The organism is Limosilactobacillus mucosae (assembly GCF_046939755.1).
GTDB classification, from domain to species: Bacteria; Bacillota; Bacilli; order Lactobacillales; family Lactobacillaceae; genus Limosilactobacillus; species Limosilactobacillus mucosae_A.
The window spans coordinates 35230-55484 of the sequence record NZ_JBKZAY010000014.1; the positions used below are offsets into that span (position 1 = coordinate 35230).

A 20255-nucleotide genomic window follows, 5' to 3' on the forward strand; every position below is an offset into this window, starting at 1 on the left:
ATGTTGTTTGATAAAGAGGTTATTTTATTTAACCAAGATGCTTCTGACAACGTAAGCGCCTTGACTCGGCTGGCTGACAGTATGTATGCCAAAGGAGTAGTAACCAGCGAGTACAGGGATGCCTTACTGAAGCGTGAAGAAAGCTTTCCCACCGGACTGATGACTCAAACGATTGGGGTTGCGATTCCCCATACAGATCCAGATAAGGTGATTGAACCACAGATTGGATTCATGAGTCTGAAGCATCCAGTGACTTTTCATCAAATGGGCGATAATGCTGAGATTCAAGTAAAGCTGATCTTCATGCTCGCGCTCAAAAAGTCGGACGACCAATTGAGCATGCTGCAAAAGCTGATGGCGCTCTTCCAAAATCAGGAAGCCATGGATGCTTTGCAAAGCGTTGATCAGAAGAAAGATTTTCTCGCTTTGATGAAGAAGAACGGAATAATTGAATAGAGCTAAAGGGGGATAAAGATATGAGTGCTATAGCATCAGGGCTCCAATGGTTCGTTAACCTTGGGGCAAGCGTAATGCTTCCAATACTGCTGTTTATCTTTGCTTTGATTTTACGGATCAAGCCAAGCAAGGCCTTCAAAGCTGGCTTGATGGTCGGGATCGGGTTTATTGGCTTGAACCTGGTCATCAGTCTGTTGACCAAGAATCTTGGTCCTGCCTCGCATGCCATGGTTAGAAACTTTGGGATGCACCTCGGCACGATTGATATTGGCTGGCCAGCTGCTTCCGCCATTGCTTATGGTACCGTTCTGGGGAGTCTGGCCATTCCGGTTGGGGTTGTCACCAACGTTGTACTGTTGCTGTTGGGATTAACGCAGACGCTGGACGTTGACGTTTGGAACTACTGGCACATTGCCTTTACTGGTTCCCTGGTCTACGCGGTTTCGCACAGTTTCTCGCTTGGGATCTTTACGATGATCGTTCACGTAATGGTCATTTATCTGCTTGCTGACATGTCTGCTCCATATATTCAGAAGCAATACGGATTGGACGGCATCTCGTTCCCACAAGGCGCCTCAGCACCAGGATACGTATTGGCGCTGCCATTGAATTGGCTGATGGACCGCATCCCTGGCATCAACAAGATCAAGCTGACACCAAAGACGATTCAAAAGCGTATGGGAATCTTCGGTGACTCTGGCGTGATGGGTCTGCTGATTGGTATCGTAATCGGTATTTTGGCTAAGTACTCTGTTACCAAGACGCTGCAGCTTGGTGTTTCAACGGCTGCTGTTCTGGTCTTGATGCCTCGGATGGTTTCACTGCTGATGGAAGGTCTGACTCCTATCTCTGAAGGTGCCAACGAACTGGTTCAGAAGCACTTCCCAGGCCGGAACCTTTACATCGGGATGGACAGTGCGCTTGCTGTAGGTAACGAAACGGTTCTGTCCGCCTCACTGCTGCTGGTTCCAATTACGCTGCTGATTGCCGTAATCCTGCCAGGTAACCACGTGCTGCCATTTGGTGACTTGGCAACCATCCCTTACATGATTGCCATCATGGCTGCCGTATTCCGCGGCGACATTTTCCGGACGCTGGTTGGTGGGATCGTGGACATCATCTTGAGCCTGTACATTGCTTCTTGGGTTGCTCCACTGGTTACGGCTTCTGCAAAAGCTGCCAACTTCAGCCTTCAAGGCAACACTTCAATTTCCGTTCTTAGTGACGGTGGTGTCTGGACTACCTGGGTCGTTGTTGGCCTTGGCAAGATCATGACTTGGGGCGGTATCGGCTTGATCGGTGTCGTTACCTTGGCATTGATGATCTGGTACAACAAGTTCCACAAGAAGAGCCAAGCCAAGAAGACTGAACCTGCTGCCTAGATTTGTTTAAATTTGGAAGGAGATTATTACTATGAAGACGTTAATGGTTGTTTGCGGTAGTGGTGTTGCTACCTCCACTGTTGCTGAAGGAAAGATTCGCGACTTTCTGGATTCAAAAGGATTGTTGGACAAGGTCAAGATCTACAAGAGCAACATTGCCGAACAGATCAACAATATTGATGATTACGATGTGTTTGTCAGCACGACGGTTGTTCCAGAAGACGTTCGCGACAAGGTTATCAATGGCCTTCCGCTGCTGACTGGAATCGGTGTAGACAAGGTTTACGATCAGATTCTTGCAAAGCTTGGTGAAGACTAGACCAACTTATGAAAAGCAGGCCCGTGGAGATTCCACGAGCCTGTTTTTTGATTGCTGATGGAGTGTATTGAACAAAAATTGCCAAGCAGCTCGAGCAAATTTATCTCCGCTTGCTGTCGCAAAAATTAATCAGCTGGCGGTTTGAAAATGATCAAAAATGGCAGAGTGAAATTGTACAAGAATGGCAATTTCAAAATGTATAATACCCCGCGTGCCGTTCAGAATTCGTAAATCGTTGATGGACGCATTGCGGAGTTATTTTGGTTAGCGAAACGTACTCATTGAGGGGTCATTATAGGCGCAGACGAGAAAATTTGATGCTACCCCCGAATCCCCGTCACTGACGGGATGCTGACGTGTCAGTAGTAGATTCCCCTTATGCTCTTTACGACTAAAAAATCGAAAAAAGGAGATTATTTTAAGCCGTACCAAAAAATTCGATTGGTGTGGCTGTTATCAGTCATTGTTTTTGAAATTTTATAACGTGTATCTAACTTGCACTAACAGTTCTTTTGATGATGCGAAATATCCATTTAAGTTGCGTTATCCTTATTAACATAAGTGAAGCATTTGTTAGTATTTTGAATCAGTATATAGAGATTATAGGTACTATATTTGGGGGCTTCATATGATTGGGAGAGATTTAACTAATGAAGAAAGTAGTTACAATTAGTGCAACGATTTTGGCGGGGATAACGCTTGCTGCATGTGGCCATGATTCGCATAGCTCGAGTACCTCATCATCATCTGAAACAAGTCATCAAACACACAGTAAATACTATTTCAACGGTACAACTGCAAACGTTGATAACGCTAAAATTAAGATCACTGGAGTTCACTTTTATAACGCTGCTTCAAGCCTTGGATATGACAAACAAGAAGTTGTTTTTGACTATCAGATTACTAATAAATCGGACCATGAGATTAATGCAAACAATGGCTGGTTGGCGGCTTTTAAAGTCTATCAAGATGGTAAAGAACTGAGCATTGGAAATCTACCAACAGATATCAGTCAGACAATCTTGGACAATCAAACTGAGACGATTAAGAGGGGCGAGACGGTGAAATGTCGTGTCGCTTATGAGTTGAATAACAGCAAGTCTGTCGTTGTAAAAGCAATGAATCATGGTAAGTCGGTTGGCCAAAAATCTTTTAAGCCGAGTGACTTTAAAGATCAAGTTGAGACTAGCTCAGAATCAACCAGCAGCCAGACTAGTTCGAGCGATTCTACCTCTCAAACAGCTCAAAGTAGTGCTAATAGTTCAAGCACTTCTTCAGCATCTTCCGTTGTAATTGCAGGTCACTCCTTCCATCATGAAGACTTCTATGGGACTGATATTTTGGTTGGTGACAATGGCGAAGGTGAGGCAGGCGAATGGGCTGTTAACAGTCCGGAAGTCTACGGAGATAAAAGTACTCAAGAAAGCGTAAGGAACCAATTACACGATTTATACAATAATAATTAATCAGATTTAAGAGGCGATACAATGAGTATTGTAATTAGAATCATAGGGATAGCAATGCTGCTGATAATTCTGATGGAAACTCTTTTGCTGATGCTCAATATCAGATTCGCATCCATCATCCCCCAAGGCAATCCGCAGCTCATATTAATGAAGCAGCAACAAGAGAGAGTGAACCGACAAAAAACGATCGTGCTGGTTCTGATGCTGCTGATTTTCGCGGTTGGTTTTATCGGCATGCGCGTCTTTCAAAACGAGCTTTTCTTGGTAGCTGGCAGCTTTGTCAGTTGGATTCTTTATATGGCATCTGCGGCTTCTCTTCGCAGAAAATCACGCAGAACCAAGGTGATTCATGTTAAAGATCCAGTAGCGCGCAAGTTCATCCACGACCTAATTAGCGATGGCCTCGTGGACGATCTTAAAGAGGCCGATGACAAGTCCAAGAAGAAGAAATAAATCGGCTTTCCTCGAGTGATTTGTCATAAGTAGATTCGGGATGTATTAGCCAAGTTCAAACGAAAAGAAAGCAGCTCCAAAACTGGGGTTGCTTTCTTACTTTGACGTTATATACTAGGATTGTTTCCCCGCTTTATGCGGGTGTGATCCTGATGTTAATGTGATGAATGGATCAAAGATATATGTTTTCCCCATTGCATGTGGGGGTTAAGGCGTCTCCGATATGGGGATGCCTTTTTGAATTTTATCGCCTACATTTTGCCAATACAAATATTGGTTATTGCGCAATGACAGTGAGTGAATCTAAGCCAGTTATTCCCAGCCATCATTCTCATCAATAACCGGCTCTTGCAAGGCTATTTCGCCTCGAACTTGATAGTCGCTGACTAATTCTGGAGCAGCGTTGCTAAGGCGAATCATAGCCTTTAATTCAGTAATCTCATCAAGCATCCGCTCATTTTCATCAACCATTTTTTCGTAGTCATTAACTGACATGACCACGCCGCTCGGTACATTATGATCCAAAATATATACGCCAGTTTGAGTTTTGGCAGCCTGTTCAAAGACTAATGATGGTGAGTTTTTCAATGTGCTTATGTCGCTGGTTGGTACATCATTTTTCAGCATATTTATCACGGCCTTTTCTTTGACTAGGCTTGGGATCCTCGCTGCATCGAGAGCGTTTAAGCCTACACTTTTGCCAAGGATGATTTACGTATGGTGCAGTTCTCATCTATGTAATAACTTTAATACAACATCAGGCCCGTGGGAATTCCCATGAGCCTGTTTTGATGCTATATATTAATTGGCTGCCATTTCAAAATTACCGAATTCATCACGTACTGCTTCAATGATTTCATCGTCAAAAGATTCACGAGCCTTAAACTTAGAAACAACCAGATTTTCAAGGGTTTCATCGATATACTTACGTGATTTTTCGATACCTTCGCGATCACGTCCCCCATTTTGGAACATCAATTTAAACAGCTTAGGCGCTTCTTTGGGATCGAAAACCGTTTGAGCAATATCATTAAATTCTTCTTTGGTCAAAGGCATAAACATTACGACTTCAATAAACTCTTGCTTTGCAATTCGTGCCATAATGACGCTATCATCCTCAGAGAAATGATCCAACAGTTTTTTAGCCGCAATACCGCCAATCATGCTTCCGGCAAGAGTTCCAACAACAGGAACAACGCTTCCGGCAAGAGTTCCAACAACAGGAACAGCAGATCCTAGAATACCCCCAACAGCCATACCTGCGCCAGTAACAGCGGTGTTCTTAACTAATTGCTGAAAGGAAATCTTACCAACCAGGCAGTTTACTGCATCAGGTCCAACAGCAACGACAACGGTTAAAGCACCCATAGTCCTCTTGGCGATAACATCACGACCAACTTTCTCCATTCCAAGCTTTGCGGCTGTCTTCATTGCCAGATCGCTCCCAGCAAACTGGCTGGCAACAGTATACATCAGACCACCAATCAGCATTGGCTTAGCGAATCCAATCATTGCATTCTTGGTGGCAGTAGTACGATCAACTCCTTGCCAACGGTTATTTGCATAGATCCAGACAAAGTTGACAACTGACATTGGTGCCGCAGCCACTGCGCCAGTCCGGAAGTCAGTACCAGCTGAGACAACAAGCTTTTCAGCAAACGGAACTTGAACTTCTTTACCATGAATTTTAATCGTTGAATCACGATCAAAAATGGAGAGAGTTGCTACCTTAGACTGACGGTAGGTTAATACACCTTTTTTGACGTACTTGTATGCATTATCTGGATTCGTTTCGTTTGGTACTTGTCTTAGTTCAATCTTTTTTCGCATTATCCCAATGGCTTCCTTGTATTGATCCTTTGGCACCTCTAACGTCATTGGCTTGCCATTGCCATTAACATAACCTTTTTTAATGAAGTTATTAACACCACTTCTTGCTGAAGCATAGTATTTAGTTTGGATCATCTCGCCTGATATCTGACGAATACGATCGGCACCTGACTTAACATTCGTATGTCCCTCGGCTGATGGATTCAATCCTTTAAAGTAGTCACTAACCCAATTTGCTTGCTCGGCAGCAACACCATGTCCTTGAGAAGCACCAAAACGAGCATTAAGCTGTTGCGTCTTAAATTGCCGATTGAGTGTATTTATATGACTTGAAGACAGGATTGCTGACTTGGTGTTTAAGCGGTTGGCTTCTTGAATTTTGGCACTTTTTTCAGCCTTTTTAATTACCTTATCAATATCCTTAAGCGATTCTTTTTGAGTAGCCCAAGTCTTTTTAAGAACGCGATCAACGTTACGAGTCCATCCATTATTGATTGCGGTAGAGAATGCATTGTAAAGCAGCTTACCATTTCCACATTCGCTTAATTGTTTAGTGTGTCGATCAGCATAGTAAACCGTCAATACATCATTCTCTTCATCAAAAGTTACTTTGTAGGCATTGGAGAATGGCAGTACCGTCGTTTCGGCTATGTATGATTTAGCCTTCGAATCCTTGGTCTCAGGATCTTCTACTTGCTTTTTGTAAAGGACACCCTTAGTCGTAATCAAGATACCAAATTCACGAAAGGCCATTTCGTTATCAGCTGGTTTGGCATCGTAATAAATAGGAATAACGCCATCATTCTCAGTTAGAATGTCATTGTTATCATTAAAAGCAGAGACTCGGTTATAAGGAATATCTGGTTCGGCATCATCTGATTCATAAATTGCTTCAGTTAAGTCAGATGAAATCTTATAAGGGCTTGTCTCAGGATATTTTGCCCGTCGCCAAGCCCTAATCTCCTTACTTACCGCAAAATAGTTACGTGTCCAGCGAATGATAAGCGAAGTAAAGATAATGAAAAGAACAACCTCAATTAAAAATAAGCTGCTTGCAAAAAGGCCCGCCAATACAAGGATTGCAAGACCAACTCCAATCCATCCAGCAGCTTTGCTATTTCCGAAAATCTTTTTCCCGGCATAGTAACCACCAATTAAAATGGCGATTAGTATTAACTCATCCATAATAATTTCCCCCAAAATTAAATAACTGATAATGACATTATATTATTAGCTATTGTCTTTAAGGATCATAATGAATGAATTGAATCATTGAATCTACTTTATATATCATATGTTACCCGAAATCAATCTTATCCAGCATATGCTCCCGACTGACCTGATCTAGTCCCAGGTATGCTAGGGTCATGGCTTCGCTGGAATGATTCAGCAGCTTCATGACCAAGCCAATATTGTAGTTGGACTGTACATAAACGCGGTAGGCCCCCGTTTTGCGCATCGTATGCGTGCCAAGGTAGTTGATTCCCAGCAGGTCCCCCACTTTGGCCATCACGTTGTAGAACTGGCGCTCATCGATATGCTTTTGCGGGCGCGTCGTGGAAGGGAAAAGCCACTCGGTCGTCCCCTCGTAGCCGTTACGCTTGAGCCATTGCTGATACATCACCAAATCCATCATGACCGGCTTTAAGTAGAGCGTGTTCTGCTTGCCGGTCTTTTTGTCTTTGATGAATGCGTGCTGCTTGATGGCCCCATAGTCGTCAAAGACATCGGACTGCTTGAGCCGCAAAACGTCACTTACCCGCAGCAGCGTTGCCTTGCCAACTTGAAAGATGGTGTAGTTGCGTCGGCCAGACTTGAAGTTGTTCAGTAGTGTGTCTTGGACTTGTTTGAGTATCTCATCATCCTTGATTGGCAGTACGATCTGTCGCATTTAATCACCCCTGCTTTCCCGTCAAACGGAAGCTTTCATCAATCAATCTCATTACGTTATCGTCGCTCAGCTGATCATCAAGTACGACTGAAATCCAGTACTTATGATTCATATGGTAAGCCGGAAAAACGGACTGACCGTCAACTGGCAGCGTGTCGCTTTTCAGATTGATGATATCGACGGTCTGTTCATCATCATTTTTAGTGACGAGTCCCCGCTGTACGTTCATGATCAAGCCAAACCACTTGCCTGAATTCAAATGTCGAAAAACGCCATTATCCTTGTTGCTCTTGGACTTCCAAGGAAAATCCGGCATGACGCGATACTGATCATAAATCCTGTCTGTAATTCGATTGGCTTGTGGGGATGTAAATGGCATGGACAAGCAACAGTGATCGACAATCTGCCCTAAGATCTCTAGATAGCCGGATCGGACTGAACTGACAAACTTGCCCTGCATTGCCGGCACGTCAATCTGGTAATATTCATCCCCAGTTGAGCAGTCAATGACCTGGCCATCGACTTTGCCGTTCCTCACGGTGACGACCGCTCGAAATGAACCACCGAGAAAATTCTCTTCGTATGTATAGGAATCCCCAGTTTTCTGAAAACCAAATTCGGTCATCTGCGTGGGGATGAATTTTTGATGCTTAAATACATCGTCAATCAGTCTGGCCATCTTGTCACTCCACTTTTTTTCGCAAAATCGATAAGTATCATTTTTATTATATATGAACAAATAACACGTCTTAATTTTAGCATAAAAACGGATGCCTTTAAACCGCCTTTTTCGAGGTGTTATTTGATAGAAATAACACTTCGAAGTGCGATCGTAGGCAGTCAAGCGGCCAAAACCTCCGAAATACAAAAATCGCCTCTCAGACGCACTGAAATTCAAATAGACGGGTAGTTGTCCATTACGTTTCTTCTGAGAAGCAATTATAAAAAACGCACTAAAAAATCGAGCTAACTAGTAGCTGACTCGATTATGGTATAATATTTTTGTCTAAGAACATTGGCGGTGCTTCGCTTTTCGAAGGGAGCGATGCCAATGAAGGAGTTGAAAAAATGCACGACGCTTCCCATCATTACGAAAGGGATCCATAAGTGTCAAACCGACATCAAGATGGCGCCGACTTAAAAGGTCTTGCCGCTGTTCTTCACGAACTGCATGGCTTGCCGATTGGCGTTCAGTATGCAGCCTTGGCCACGGTCGTAATCATTGTGATTGCTTCCCTCATAGCCGGCTGCTACATGGTCAGTCATTTCTGACCAAAAAGAAAAAACCATCTTAGAGCTGCAACTCGTAAAGATGGTGTTATTGCTTATTAACCTATATTAATTTGCGAAACACTGTCGATTTTCAAGGACATTCGGGCTAACGTGTTCCCTCACGTTAGCCTTTTTGTTTACGCCATAATTATAGCTGATTTCAAACGGCATTGCAATTTGAAAACGCCTTGCCAGACCAAGCAAGGCGCTATATGAATGGTAAGTGCTAGTTATATAAGGATTGAATAATAGCTAGCAGACAATTTAAGTGAGGGGAAACCATACCCTCAAGAATGATTATACTCTAGTCTAAAGCGATTTTAAATTAGCCGTTCTGCCAAAAAACTGTCATTGCAGCTAATCGAGTTCGGCATTGGCCAGATCAATGGATTTAATAATCGAGAGGCCCTCATCAAAGTCATTTTCGGCAGCCAGACGATTAGCTTGTGCGGTTAAGGCATCCTCAAAGAAGTTTCTGACTGCGCGACCATTGGCAAAGTCGTCTGGTCGGTCGGCACAGGTCGTCTGGAAAAGATTCATAGCGTAGTCGCGTGCTTCATCAGTCAGCTCTACTCCATACTGCGCGCACATCTTATCCAACATTTCCAATAGTTCAGCTGGTTCATAGTCTTCAAACTCAAGGTACTTGTTGAAGCGTGACTTCAAGCCGGGATTGGATGCCAGGAAGGTGGCCATTTGATTTGGATAGCCGGCAACGATCACGATAAAGTCATCACGGTGATCCTCCATGGCCTTCAAAAGCGTGTCAATGGCTTCTTGACCATAGTCGCTGCCGCTTCCCGATGCGAGCGTGTAGGCCTCATCGATAAACAGAATCCCGCCCAGTGCCTGATCAATCACGTTCTTGGTCTTGATCGCCGTCTGTCCGACATAACCGCCAACCAGTCCGGAACGATCGACTTCAACCAATTGACCCTTGGAGAGAATCCCCATTTTATGGTAGATTTTCGCCAACAAACGCGCAACGGTGGTCTTACCTGTCCCTGGATTGCCATAGAACACCAGATGCAGCGACATGGCAGGCTGCTTAATCCCTCGCTGTTCCCGAATCTTGCGGACCTTAAGCAGGTTAATCAATGAGTTGACATCTTTCTTAACGGAATCGAGACCGACCAGATCATTCAGCTGAGCCAGCAGTTCTTCTAAGGTAGCGTCATCCTCTTCAGCAGTGGCAGTTTCCGTACTGCTATTATCATCAGCCGTCTGTTCTTCATCGGACATCGTTGAAGACTCTACGCTATCCGTACCATCATCGGTTGATTCTGCCGGTTCAGCCATTGGATTGCCTAACCAGAAGATGAACGAGCCAGCGCCATTGCCATCCAGAGAGCCTGCAAAAACATTTTGTTGATCATCGCTGACAGTAAGCAGACAAGGCTCATCGGAAAGTTTCAGATTCTCCACGCTGCCTGGATTATCCTCCAAGTCGAATTCCATTGCTTCCAAAATGTCACCGTAGTCAGACGCGCTAGGACCATCGACCAAGTAAAGCGAGGATGAATCATTATGAAGCAGGTACAGCTGTTTTGAAGTGATTTCTTCATATTCGGGATGATTTTGCATAAATCGCTGGTAAAAATTCCAGTTAATGTTGAAGATACCTTGCGCGCTGCGTTTGATGCTATCGGCACCATCGGCATTTCCACTTAGATGACAGATGGTACAGATATTATGAATCAGCCGCAGAACCAGGTCACTAAAATCGATGTCTTCAAAATCGGCATCCCCCATTTCGGCACGCCCCAGCTCCCATTTCAAAATGCTGTGATATACATTGCCTGATGTTTCCCAATCTCCTCGAAAGAACAAAGCCTGCGCGAACTGCAGATTGATCAGCATGGAAATGTCATCATGATTGCTGTCCAATAACACTTCAATCAGCTTCTCCAGCATCAGTCGTTTATTGAATAGAATCTGGTTAATTTCTTCATCCAGAAATAGGTATTCTACCGGACTGTAAATGTAGTCAGATAGGAACCCAATCAGATTTCCCATGGCCACGATATCACCTGGATCAAACTCATAGTCATCCAACAGCTCTATATATTTATCCTTATACTCTCCCAATGGATATATCTCTGACATGAAATTTTCCCCTTAGTATATGTAGTTATCTTTAATATATCATATGAAGACGACAAAAAACGCCCGTGCTGAGGAAAACGCGGACGTCAGTGACTACTATTATATGAACGAATGGCCAACAATGATTAGTCGGAACATACAGCAAACTATTGATATATAGGCGTTTGAGTTGGGCGAGGATCATGATAACCGTCCAACTATTAATAATTATACTATATTATAACAATAATTTATAATAAAATGACTTATCACGCAAAAGAATTGGTATCCCCCACTGAAGTCAATATAATTAAGATGTTGTCTGATGGCAGCGCTTTGCTTCTTCTGGAAACATTATGAGGGGAGGCGATTGCCATGATGAAAGTCGTTTTGACTGCTCTGGGCCGCCTTCTTTCGGGAAGGAGCTCGAATGATGTCAGACCTTGATCCGTTCACGGGCTTGGCAAAAGTGCTCAGTGCGCTGCCTGGCCTGCCGGAAACCGTGCAATTGGCCGCGTTGGGAACCGTCTGCTTTCTGGCGTTGGTCATCGCGGTGGTCTTTCTCTGGCCGAAAAAGCCGAGAGAATAAAAAAGGCATCGTCCCGCAGTTTGGCGACTGGGACGGTGCTTTATTTCTGCTATTCAACTGAAGTAAGGCGCTGTCGATGATGACAACGTGGGCTTGGCGCTGTGCAGGCGTCAGGCCCTTTTATTTACGTCTTTATTATAGTCGGGCATGGATTGCTAATCAAGAATCGTGGTTCGGCTTTTTCATATTAGTCTATTTATAATATAACAGCAAAAGGAGAATGTTTTTATGACCAGTTTTCCATTAGTTGCCGACATCAGCAGCTACCAGCCTGATGAGCCGGCGTTTTTCCAAGCATTGAAGAATCAAGGAGTCAAGGCAGTTATCGTCAAAATTACGCAGGGCTCGGCGGATGGGGATGCCTATATCAATCCCAAAGCCAAGGCGCAGATAGGCAACGCGCGGGCGGCGGGACTGCTCGTGCATGGCTATCACTACGCGCGTTTCAATGGTCGGCAGGACGCGATCAATGAGGCCAAGTGGTTCTATCAAAACGCGATCGCACTAGGATTAGGCAAAGAAAGCGTCTTGGCGGTGGACGCGGAAGATGACGCCCTTGCCCATTACGCGACCGCTGACGTCAACGCGTTTTTGCAGTATCTAATTGATCAGCAGCACTTAAACGTGGACGTGTATTCGATGGCGTCCTGGTTCTGGGAAAAGCGGCTGATTCAATCGGAGCTGATCGCCAAAAATGATTGGGTGGCCAACTATGGCAAGTCGCAGCCTGGCGTTCCCAACGTTGGTACCTGGCAGTTCACCAACAGCTTTTCGGTATCTGGTATCGGTATCGACATGTCCTATGACTTCCATGGATACTACACTGACCCTAAGATTGGCTACGCGGATGGTCAGCTCGCGATCAAGGTTGAGCAGGCGCCAACGCCAAAGATTGAGATTCCCGTTCCCGATTCATGGGTTGATGAGCTGGGTGATACGTGGCATAAGGAGAAAGGCAGCTTTCTGCTGGGCATGCCGCTACACCTTCGCTGGGGAGCGCGAACTGATTCGGCAATCATCGCCATGCTGCCGGCGGGCGTTATCGTAAGCTACGATGCCTGGTCACGGCACGGCGGCTTCGTCTGGCTCAGACAGCCACGCGCCAACCATCAATACGGATATGTCACCTGTCGCGACGCGCGGACCAATCAGGCATTTGGGACATTCGCCTAATATCGCAACAAAAAACGCCCCACTGGCAGTCAGTGAGGCGATTCTGGATAATCAACTAAGCGGAATGAGATTGTTAATCATCTATCTAGCGAAACAAAATCAATGTGAATTGGGTGAAAAATTTCTTGAGATGAAATTTTGAAGGGATGGGCTAACCCTTCATTAATATTATAGCGCTTTCTTTTGCGTTTTTAAACAGGTTGCACTATATTATAACTATAAAATTCTATTTTAAAAAACGCCCTTGCTTGGACGATTCTTCCTTATCTGTTATCTGCGTTGGCCGCCATTTTTCAGATATAGATCATAGCCGGTCGTGAAATAGCTTTGCGAGACGATGCTACGCACTTTCCGTGAGAACAGACGCCAGACCGCGTCGTCCGGCAGCTTCTCGACCTCAAATAGTGTCTTAGGCCGTAATCCCTTGCCGAACTTCCACTCGACCGTGCATCCGCTGATCATGTACGCCCGACGCGTCATCGTAATTTCTGACATGTTACCCTTTGGCAACGGCTTAACGTCTCCCGCGTGATCCAGTCGAAAACGGTGCTGATCATCCTGAATCTGAACTGGTGGATAGATAGCCGTACGATCCGGTGTTTCTACCGGCTGAAACATGGTCATACGGCGGTTGGCCTGCTCATGCCCGATATAGTCAACCCATTCCCTGCGCATATCTTTGATGAACTGCTTCTCATCGCCTGGGTTGCGTTTCAAGTTGAGCTGATTTGCTCGTTCGTTGCAACGGTTGGCAAATTCCTTGACCCACTCCTGCTCTTCAGACGTCAAATCGATGAGACAAAGCGTGATCGTTCGTCGGTATGGCAGAAAGTTGTCGGCCAGCCATTGATCAACGTCCTCCTTATTGAAATAGGTCCGGCAGCCCAGCACCGGCGCGTTAAAATAACGGACCGAGCTCATCAGGTTGCGCTTGAGAAAGTCAGCGCCAACCCAGAGTTTTTCCTCCAGTTCAAATTTCTTATATGAGTACTTCTCAAACGCGACAAAGCGCCGTTTTTGCTTGTGACTGGTAATCTCAACGTACTCGCCTGAATCGACCAGTTCGCCGGTTGCTTTGTCATAAGCCTTCAGCGTATTGCCATCACGCTTGAATTCAAAATCTACCATTGGCATATGTATCTCTCCCTAATTTTGATGCCTAATGAACTAATTATACTATATTATAATGTTTATAAAACACTGATTTAAAGGGATTCCGGCAGATTGACCTGGTAGGTGGATGGTTATTGTGGGAGTGAAGTGAAAGTAAATTTATACCGGTTCAACTAGACAGCATACTGATGTTTCCAACTTAAACTATCTTTTTTACTGATGGTGCACACTATAATATTTGAATTGGGTTATCCTTATACTATATAAACAAAATCACCACTCTTGGGGGAGTATCAATGAAGAAATCTATCGTTATCACATCCGCGTTAATGTCCTGCTTCTTGCTGACCGCGTGTGGAAGTCAATCGTCATCATCGTCTAAGCAAAGCAGCAGTCATTCAAGCAGCAAGGCCGTTGCTAAGACCAGTACATCAAAGAAGCAATCCGTTGCCTCTTCTTCAAGCTCTGCATCCCAAACACAAAAGTTCACGGATGAAGAGTACGCTATGATGGGCTTCTTGAAACAAGATGGTCAGGGAATTGACAATTTGCTTAACAATTCCATTCAAAACATGAACTGGAAACAATCTGGCAACACCTACGCCATCGATTTCGGCGCTCACACTACTACCATGACGGTCAACAAAGATTCAGTCACTGTTACCTACGATGCGTACGACTCAAGTCTTGGACATATGGGAACTCAAAACGCGCACAAGACCTACACGAAAGAAGAACTGGCAAATCAGTTTGGAACTGACAAAGCCAAGATTGACCAAGCACTTGGCCACAACAGCAGCTCCTCATCTTCTTCCAGTACTCAGGATCAAAACCTTACGCAACAAGCATCATCTATCCTCTACTATGGCGCGAACAAACTGAACAATGAAGAATTCAAAAACTGTTATGATTTTGCGGTTAAGAATTCTCGGCTGGCTGTCAGCAAGGTTACTGATGATAAAGGAAACACGCTCTACCATTTAGCACCTGGCGAATTGGATTCATACATTGCCTATTCTGTAGATTCAGACGGTACGATTCACTTCTACAAGACGACGCCAACTGATTCGGGTGAGATTGGCACTGCCAGTCAAAAGGACATCAACAGCTTTGTCTCATCCCAGAAGGCCACTGACCAGGTAAATCAACTGGCTAACGCTGCCAAGGTTTACGGAAACTAGGAGGAGAACCAATGAACAAGAAAATCATCACTGCAACGATGATCGCTTTAGCCGGCTTCGGATTAGTCGCTTGTGGCCAACAAAGCAGCTCTTCAACCGCTAAGTCCAGCTCTACGTCAACCAGCAGCACTTCACATCAGAAAGCGACTAAAACCGTTTCCTCTACAAGCAGCAGTTCTTCGTCCAGCAGCTCCGCGTCAAGCACTTCAAGCTCACAAACGGAAAAGATTGATGATCGTACCTTAGCCGTTATGGTGGGGCTTCAGTATAATCAAGAATGGTTTACCTCACTGATTGATGGTACGGCAGGACACGGTGTCTACTTCATCAACACGCCGCTTGACTCCAGTACTTCGCCTGAATTCAATGGCTATCTAGAAATCACTGGAAATGGCGACGCAGCAAGCGATGTATTCTTCAAACGTGATGGCAACAACGTTATCTATACAACATTCCAGACTGGCGAAGATGGCGTTATGGCTAATGGGCATTATGTAAAAAACACCATTCCTATAGATGAGCTGATTGAGAATTACTACCAAACGTCATCACAAAAGGCAGAGATCGCGAAATACGCGTCGCAGTTAAAGAGTGAAGCTGAGTTAAAGAACCAAAACTAAGAATACAGCAGAATTTAATCAGCGCGTCAGCTTACATGGCGCGTTTTTTGTGTACGCAAAAAGCCGTGACCCAGTGAGGATTGCGGCTTTTACCTTGCATATGCTGCCTATTCTATTTATTGAATCCCAAGCCGCTTTTGACTACTTAAGATCCACAGAAAGATTATCTCCAAAAAGGAATTGCTGATGTTATTCAAAACCACCAGATGAGTATGCAGGCCTCGTCACCAGGCTCGGCGGCACGGAGCAGCGATAGGGCTCTCCCGAGGCGACGGTAAGCATGGCACATGCGGCCCGCCGGAGGGGAGACCAGAGCGCGGAGTAAAGCCGAGCCTGGGTATCTGATCAAATGGGGATGCTATTTGTCGGCAGCAATCTTTTGACCCTTGTTGACATAATGAAGAGTGCCAATTGGACCTTGTACCTTGAACTTGCCATTCTTGTAGACAAGCTTGGTTACGGCCGCATTCTGCATTGGCTTGCCTTCATACTTGTTGGTCATCGTTGAGAGATATTCGTTGATCGACATCCCCGAGCTGACCACCAGCACGTTGCCACCGCCTTGCTTTTGCGTCGTCTTGGCAATATGCAGAAGCTCCGAGCTCATGCGCTTTTGAACCTGATTGGCGCTTTCGGCACGATCGCTCTTGGCCAGATTGGTGCTCTGCGAGTTTTCCGAATCAAGCTTGTAGTAGGCATCCTGCAGCTTATTCCAATAGTTCTTCCCCGTGGCCTGTTGGAACTCCTTGCCGTCTTGGTAGCCGTATACGTTGGCGATCTTTTGGTTGTCCGCAGCAATGCTGTCGCCTTCGAAACTGCCATAACCGCCTTCTCGCAGCTTAGGCGTGGTCGTGATCTTGGTTCCCTTGTTGTTGGAGTACTTCAAGACATGCTGTGCCGTAACCTCTTGCCGCGTCAGATTACCCGTGTAGGCATGCTTGAACTTAATGCCCTTCAAGCCGTACCCAAGATCATTGGCAACCTCGATCCCGTTCTTAGTCAGTGGAAAGTCGCTCGACCCCTGTACTCGTTGCATGACGTTACCAGTCGTTTCACCGTGACGAGTCAGATAGATGGTTACCTGATCCTTAGACGATGCCGACGCGGGAGTCGATACTGTCACTGCTCCCCCGAACATGATTCCAGACAACACCGCGCACATAGCCGTTGCTTTTTTAATCTTCACAATACTTCCTCTTTTCCAATATTTTTTGAGCACTGACTATTATAGTTATCTTTGCAAGCGCATTCAAACGTTGGAATTCATTGAAGTATTGGCACATTGCATATTTTTTCATTTAAGCAACGTTATTTGGAAAAAGAGTAAATCAAATTTCATCAACACTGCTTATTGGGACGAGTTGAAGAATAAACTTTCTTTGGGTTTGTAAGAATCTCAAGATGATTTAGACACTAATTACCCCTTAAACTTAATTTCCCCATAAGTCAGTCAGAACAATGTCATCGCTCTTTGGCCGATTATACTTTTCCTTCCTTACTTTAACAATTACAGGTACTCGCATTGCATTTCCGGTAATAATAGCTTCTCCTTGACCCAAGCTTGAAATTTCATTGTATGAATTTTTGTCAAGAGTAGGCATTGTATTTTCAAGCATACGAAGATCATTTTCATTAACAAGACGGTGAACAAAAAAATTATGAAGCTGTGAAATAATAGTCGGTGATATATCCGCAGGTCTTTGGCTTGCAAGTGTGAGAAAAAAGCCAAATTTTCGACCCTCTTTTATAATCTCTTCAAATACAGATAGCCTAAAATCCTGCCAACTGTCACCGTTACGGCGAAATTCTGAACTTAAAATATTATGAGCTTCATCAATTATTAGATGACAGGTTTTCATAATTTTGCTATTTTGGGAAACTTCTTCTTTTTGTCTATCATAAATCATCTTTGATAGCATCATTGGTACTAGTCTTTTAATTTCTTGATTAGCATTTACTAAATTAATTATATTCAAACATGTAAACTCTTTTTTCAATGTATCAATATCTACTAAATTAAGTATAGGATCTAAACCATCTAGAATAACTTCTATTCTTTTAAATAGTGGATTTATATATTCACTCTTTCCTGACTCATATAGTGATATATATACCTTTTGAAATTCAAAAAACACTTTTAGTTTATTTATCTCAGAAAGTCCATCAATTGTATCTTGTAATTCCTTAACAATTTTTCTTAACAATTGTTTACCCTCTTCGGTAAATTCTCCATTTATAAAAAAATACTCATTATTTATTTTAAGCTGAGGATTACCAAAATCTTTATAATTTGCAGCTGCTTTCAAAGTTTTGAGCGAGTTTGAACACATACCTAAACTACTACAAATGTTTAGCCATTCTGAAAATAAAGTTTGTTTCGAATTGCCAATTTTTAATATACTTTTTAATAAACCTACTTCGAATTTTGCAAATATTTCCCTATTATAACTATTATATATCTTCCTATATTTTTTAATAGTATCTCTAAGAAATGGAATCTGTGTTGCAGGTCGCGCATCGAATAATATGGCCAATATATCAGGATTAAATAAATAACTCTTTGTTATTGGTAATTTATCTGATTCATTACTACGAGTATTAATATTAAAAATTTTCTTATACTGATCTCTAACACCAAACTGTTCTGCCTGTGTATACTCTCCATTAAAATCAATCACAAAAAACTTCGATTTTTCAAAAATACTACTTCTATATTGCGATTTGAATAACTCTAAATATAGTTTGTGTAATGTATTCGACTTTCCACTACCTGTATTTCCAAATATGCCAATATGCGATGCAAAAAACTTATTTATTGGTAATTTAACAGTCTGTTTTTCCCTTACGGACTTTCCAATACTTATAGTTGGTTCTTCATCTTCTACATCGTAAATTGAATTTAGATCTTCTGGTGATGTCAACATTACCTCGTTACCGATCATAGGAACATGCTCACTAGTAAGTTGAAATTTACCATTATCAATTACACCTTGAGTTTTTAGACAAACGATTCGATTAATTGAATTAGGCGAATAACGATTATCAAATTGTGCACTCTTAACAGTATTTTGCTGATCTATTATTTTTTCAGAGGTAACTATTGCAATAATTTTTATATCATTCTGTTTAACTGTCAAAAATGCTCCTACCTTTGGACCTGCCAGTAATTTACCATCCCATAGGTATTCAGTTTCATTTGACATATTGTACATGCCTACTTGTGCTATATCACCATCTACCCCAACAATTACACCTAATGGATTCATGCCCTAGTTATCTCCTTTTAAAACCTTTGTTAAACTATCTAACGTTAATTCTTCCTCACCTAATTCTTTTGGCGTAATTAATTTAAGATTACCTGGCTTCATCCCTAAATTTTTTGAAATATCTTCCTTAGCATTATTATCATGACAAAAGCACTCTATTACCAGTTCACGATTTTTCAAAGCCCTGCTAATCATTTTTCCAATATGCTTATCTTGAAATGAAAAACCGATAACAAATAGAACTGATTGTGGCTTATCTAATTCTAATTGAAATATTCGCAACATATCATGGAAATGATTGTTTAAAAAAGTTTCTTCATCTTCATATCCTGTTGGCGGAACAACAACAGGATCATCAACAACCTCGTTTTTAATAATGATCTTATCATTAGGGACTCGTTTCCAATTGACTGATCCATGTGGCTTAATGAGGGACAGCGAAGGTAATTCATCAATGTAATTATTATTTAATCCTCTGTATGAAACCGCCTTGTTATAGTTTGATCCATCTAAATAACGATTAAAATAACCTCTTGCGCCATCATTAAATACCAGAGAAGTATTTTCTAACACGCTATCTAATGCCTTCTCTATGAAAAGATCATAATTCGTTGTAAAAATAGTAGCTTCTCTTGGTGTCTGCCTAGAATTAGCATTATTTAATACATCAGATACTGCCAATATAAAGTTTTCATAACTTTTTAAGACACTTAAATTCTTTTTAGTTTCTTCATCATTCTCTTTAGCTTCTTCATCAGCGGAAATTATTGACTTGCTTACCTCTCTTATTTTATTCAATAATTTCTGGTTCTTTTCATTTTTATCTTTTCCCTCCACCTTTGACATTAAAGGAATTGCTGGGAAGGATGCACCTGAACCTATTAAAAAATTAAGTTGTTTGGACATGGCAAGCTTTCGCAAAACCTCTTTTCGTTCCAATACCTTATCATCTTTATTTCTAGTGTGCTCTGTGAATTCTCCTGTGAATTCTACTGTAGTTTTCATGATATATTTACCTCTCTCCGGTATACCTTAAACCTAGAATAATAACTAACTTTTAATGATATCACTCTTTACCATTGGTCTATACATAATCTTGCATTAACAAACAAATCAAAGAAGCACCGCATAATTAGCTCTCAAATAAACATTGATTAAC

19 protein-coding genes are annotated in these 20255 nt (G+C 42.8%); 10 read left to right on the plus strand and 9 right to left on the minus strand.

What is annotated here, in order from left to right; translation table 11 throughout:
* From ACLUWI_RS06085 to ACLUWI_RS06105, 5 genes are all read left to right on the plus strand, one after another.
* The gene (locus ACLUWI_RS06085; RefSeq protein ID WP_033934799.1) at positions 1 to 456 is read left to right on the plus strand and encodes a PTS sugar transporter subunit IIA; all 456 of its coding nucleotides are present in this window, start codon (positions 1 to 3) and stop codon (positions 454 to 456) included.
* Between the two features lie 20 nt (positions 457 to 476).
* Entirely contained in the window at positions 477 to 1838 is a 1362-nt protein-coding gene (locus ACLUWI_RS06090; protein WP_412138120.1) for a PTS galactitol transporter subunit IIC, read from the plus strand.
* 31 nt (positions 1839 to 1869) lie between these two features.
* The gene (locus ACLUWI_RS06095; protein ID WP_033934801.1) at positions 1870 to 2157 is read left to right on the plus strand and encodes a PTS sugar transporter subunit IIB; all 288 of its coding nucleotides are present in this window, start codon (positions 1870 to 1872) and stop codon (positions 2155 to 2157) included.
* 650 nt (positions 2158 to 2807) lie between these two features.
* Positions 2808 to 3623, plus strand: coding sequence for a DUF5067 domain-containing protein (locus tag ACLUWI_RS06100; protein ID WP_412146585.1), 816 nt, complete (start codon positions 2808 to 2810; stop codon positions 3621 to 3623).
* 21 nt (positions 3624 to 3644) lie between these two features.
* Positions 3645 to 4076, plus strand: coding sequence for a hypothetical protein (locus ACLUWI_RS06105; RefSeq protein ID WP_056968160.1), 432 nt, complete (start codon positions 3645 to 3647; stop codon positions 4074 to 4076).
* A gap of 312 nt (positions 4077 to 4388) precedes the next feature.
* On the opposite strand, the gene ACLUWI_RS06110 is transcribed toward ACLUWI_RS06105, so the two are convergent.
* From ACLUWI_RS06110 to ACLUWI_RS06125, 4 genes are all read right to left on the minus strand, one after another.
* Positions 4389 to 4703, minus strand: a complete 315-nt coding sequence (locus ACLUWI_RS06110) for a type II toxin-antitoxin system Phd/YefM family antitoxin (RefSeq protein ID WP_320840959.1) — start codon at positions 4701 to 4703, stop codon at positions 4389 to 4391.
* Positions 4704 to 4877: 174 nt separating this feature from the next.
* Positions 4878 to 7091: a hypothetical protein gene (locus ACLUWI_RS06115; protein WP_412138119.1), complete on the minus strand. Its 2214-nt coding sequence runs from the start codon at positions 7089 to 7091 to the stop codon at positions 4878 to 4880.
* Positions 7092 to 7203: 112 nt separating this feature from the next.
* Complete coding sequence (locus tag ACLUWI_RS06120; RefSeq protein ID WP_056968150.1) at positions 7204 to 7797, minus strand: site-specific integrase; 594 nt, start codon at positions 7795 to 7797, stop codon at positions 7204 to 7206.
* 4 nt (positions 7798 to 7801) lie between these two features.
* Complete coding sequence (locus ACLUWI_RS06125) at positions 7802 to 8476, minus strand: MmcQ/YjbR family DNA-binding protein (protein ID WP_412138328.1); 675 nt, start codon at positions 8474 to 8476, stop codon at positions 7802 to 7804.
* 428 nt (positions 8477 to 8904) lie between these two features.
* On the opposite strand from ACLUWI_RS06125, the gene ACLUWI_RS06130 reads away from it, so the two are divergent.
* Positions 8905 to 9069 carry a hypothetical protein gene (locus ACLUWI_RS06130; protein ID WP_006499105.1) on the plus strand — a complete coding sequence of 55 codons (165 nt, stop codon included), beginning with the start codon at positions 8905 to 8907 and terminating at the stop codon, positions 9067 to 9069.
* Between the two features lie 357 nt (positions 9070 to 9426).
* Here ACLUWI_RS06130 and ACLUWI_RS06135 read toward each other — a convergent pair whose 3' ends face one another.
* Positions 9427 to 11175 carry an AAA family ATPase gene (locus ACLUWI_RS06135; RefSeq protein WP_412146586.1) on the minus strand — a complete coding sequence of 583 codons (1749 nt, stop codon included), beginning with the start codon at positions 11173 to 11175 and terminating at the stop codon, positions 9427 to 9429.
* A gap of 412 nt (positions 11176 to 11587) precedes the next feature.
* Here ACLUWI_RS06135 and ACLUWI_RS06140 point away from each other — a divergent pair, with 412 nt between their 5' ends.
* Positions 11588 to 11743, plus strand: a complete 156-nt coding sequence (locus ACLUWI_RS06140; protein ID WP_155519163.1) for a hypothetical protein — start codon at positions 11588 to 11590, stop codon at positions 11741 to 11743.
* Positions 11744 to 11971: 228 nt separating this feature from the next.
* Positions 11972 to 12916 (plus strand): GH25 family lysozyme, encoded by a 945-nt coding sequence (locus ACLUWI_RS06145; protein WP_412145085.1) that lies wholly within the window; start codon positions 11972 to 11974, stop codon positions 12914 to 12916.
* Between the two features lie 270 nt (positions 12917 to 13186).
* Here ACLUWI_RS06145 and ACLUWI_RS06150 read toward each other — a convergent pair whose 3' ends face one another.
* Entirely contained in the window at positions 13187 to 14050 is an 864-nt protein-coding gene (locus tag ACLUWI_RS06150; RefSeq protein WP_412146587.1) for a hypothetical protein, read from the minus strand.
* Positions 14051 to 14325: 275 nt separating this feature from the next.
* Here ACLUWI_RS06150 and ACLUWI_RS06155 point away from each other — a divergent pair, with 275 nt between their 5' ends.
* Both ACLUWI_RS06155 and ACLUWI_RS06160 read left to right on the plus strand, forming a co-directional pair.
* Complete coding sequence (locus ACLUWI_RS06155) at positions 14326 to 15210, plus strand: hypothetical protein (RefSeq protein ID WP_412138246.1); 885 nt, start codon at positions 14326 to 14328, stop codon at positions 15208 to 15210.
* Positions 15211 to 15221: 11 nt separating this feature from the next.
* Positions 15222 to 15830 carry an Lreu_0056 family protein gene (locus ACLUWI_RS06160; protein ID WP_412138247.1) on the plus strand — a complete coding sequence of 203 codons (609 nt, stop codon included), beginning with the start codon at positions 15222 to 15224 and terminating at the stop codon, positions 15828 to 15830.
* Between the two features lie 358 nt (positions 15831 to 16188).
* Here ACLUWI_RS06160 and ACLUWI_RS06165 read toward each other — a convergent pair whose 3' ends face one another.
* From ACLUWI_RS06165 to ACLUWI_RS06175, 3 genes are all read right to left on the minus strand, one after another.
* Positions 16189 to 17016: a histidine phosphatase family protein gene (locus ACLUWI_RS06165; protein WP_412138248.1), complete on the minus strand. Its 828-nt coding sequence runs from the start codon at positions 17014 to 17016 to the stop codon at positions 16189 to 16191.
* 244 nt (positions 17017 to 17260) lie between these two features.
* A complete protein-coding gene (locus ACLUWI_RS06170; RefSeq protein WP_412138249.1) occupies positions 17261 to 19096 on the minus strand; it encodes an ATP-binding protein in 1836 nt (611 codons plus the stop codon).
* A 3-nt stretch (positions 19097 to 19099) separates the two neighbouring features.
* Positions 19100 to 20101, minus strand: coding sequence for an SIR2 family protein (locus ACLUWI_RS06175; protein ID WP_412138250.1), 1002 nt, complete (start codon positions 20099 to 20101; stop codon positions 19100 to 19102).
* Positions 20102 to 20255: the final 154 nt, after the last annotated feature.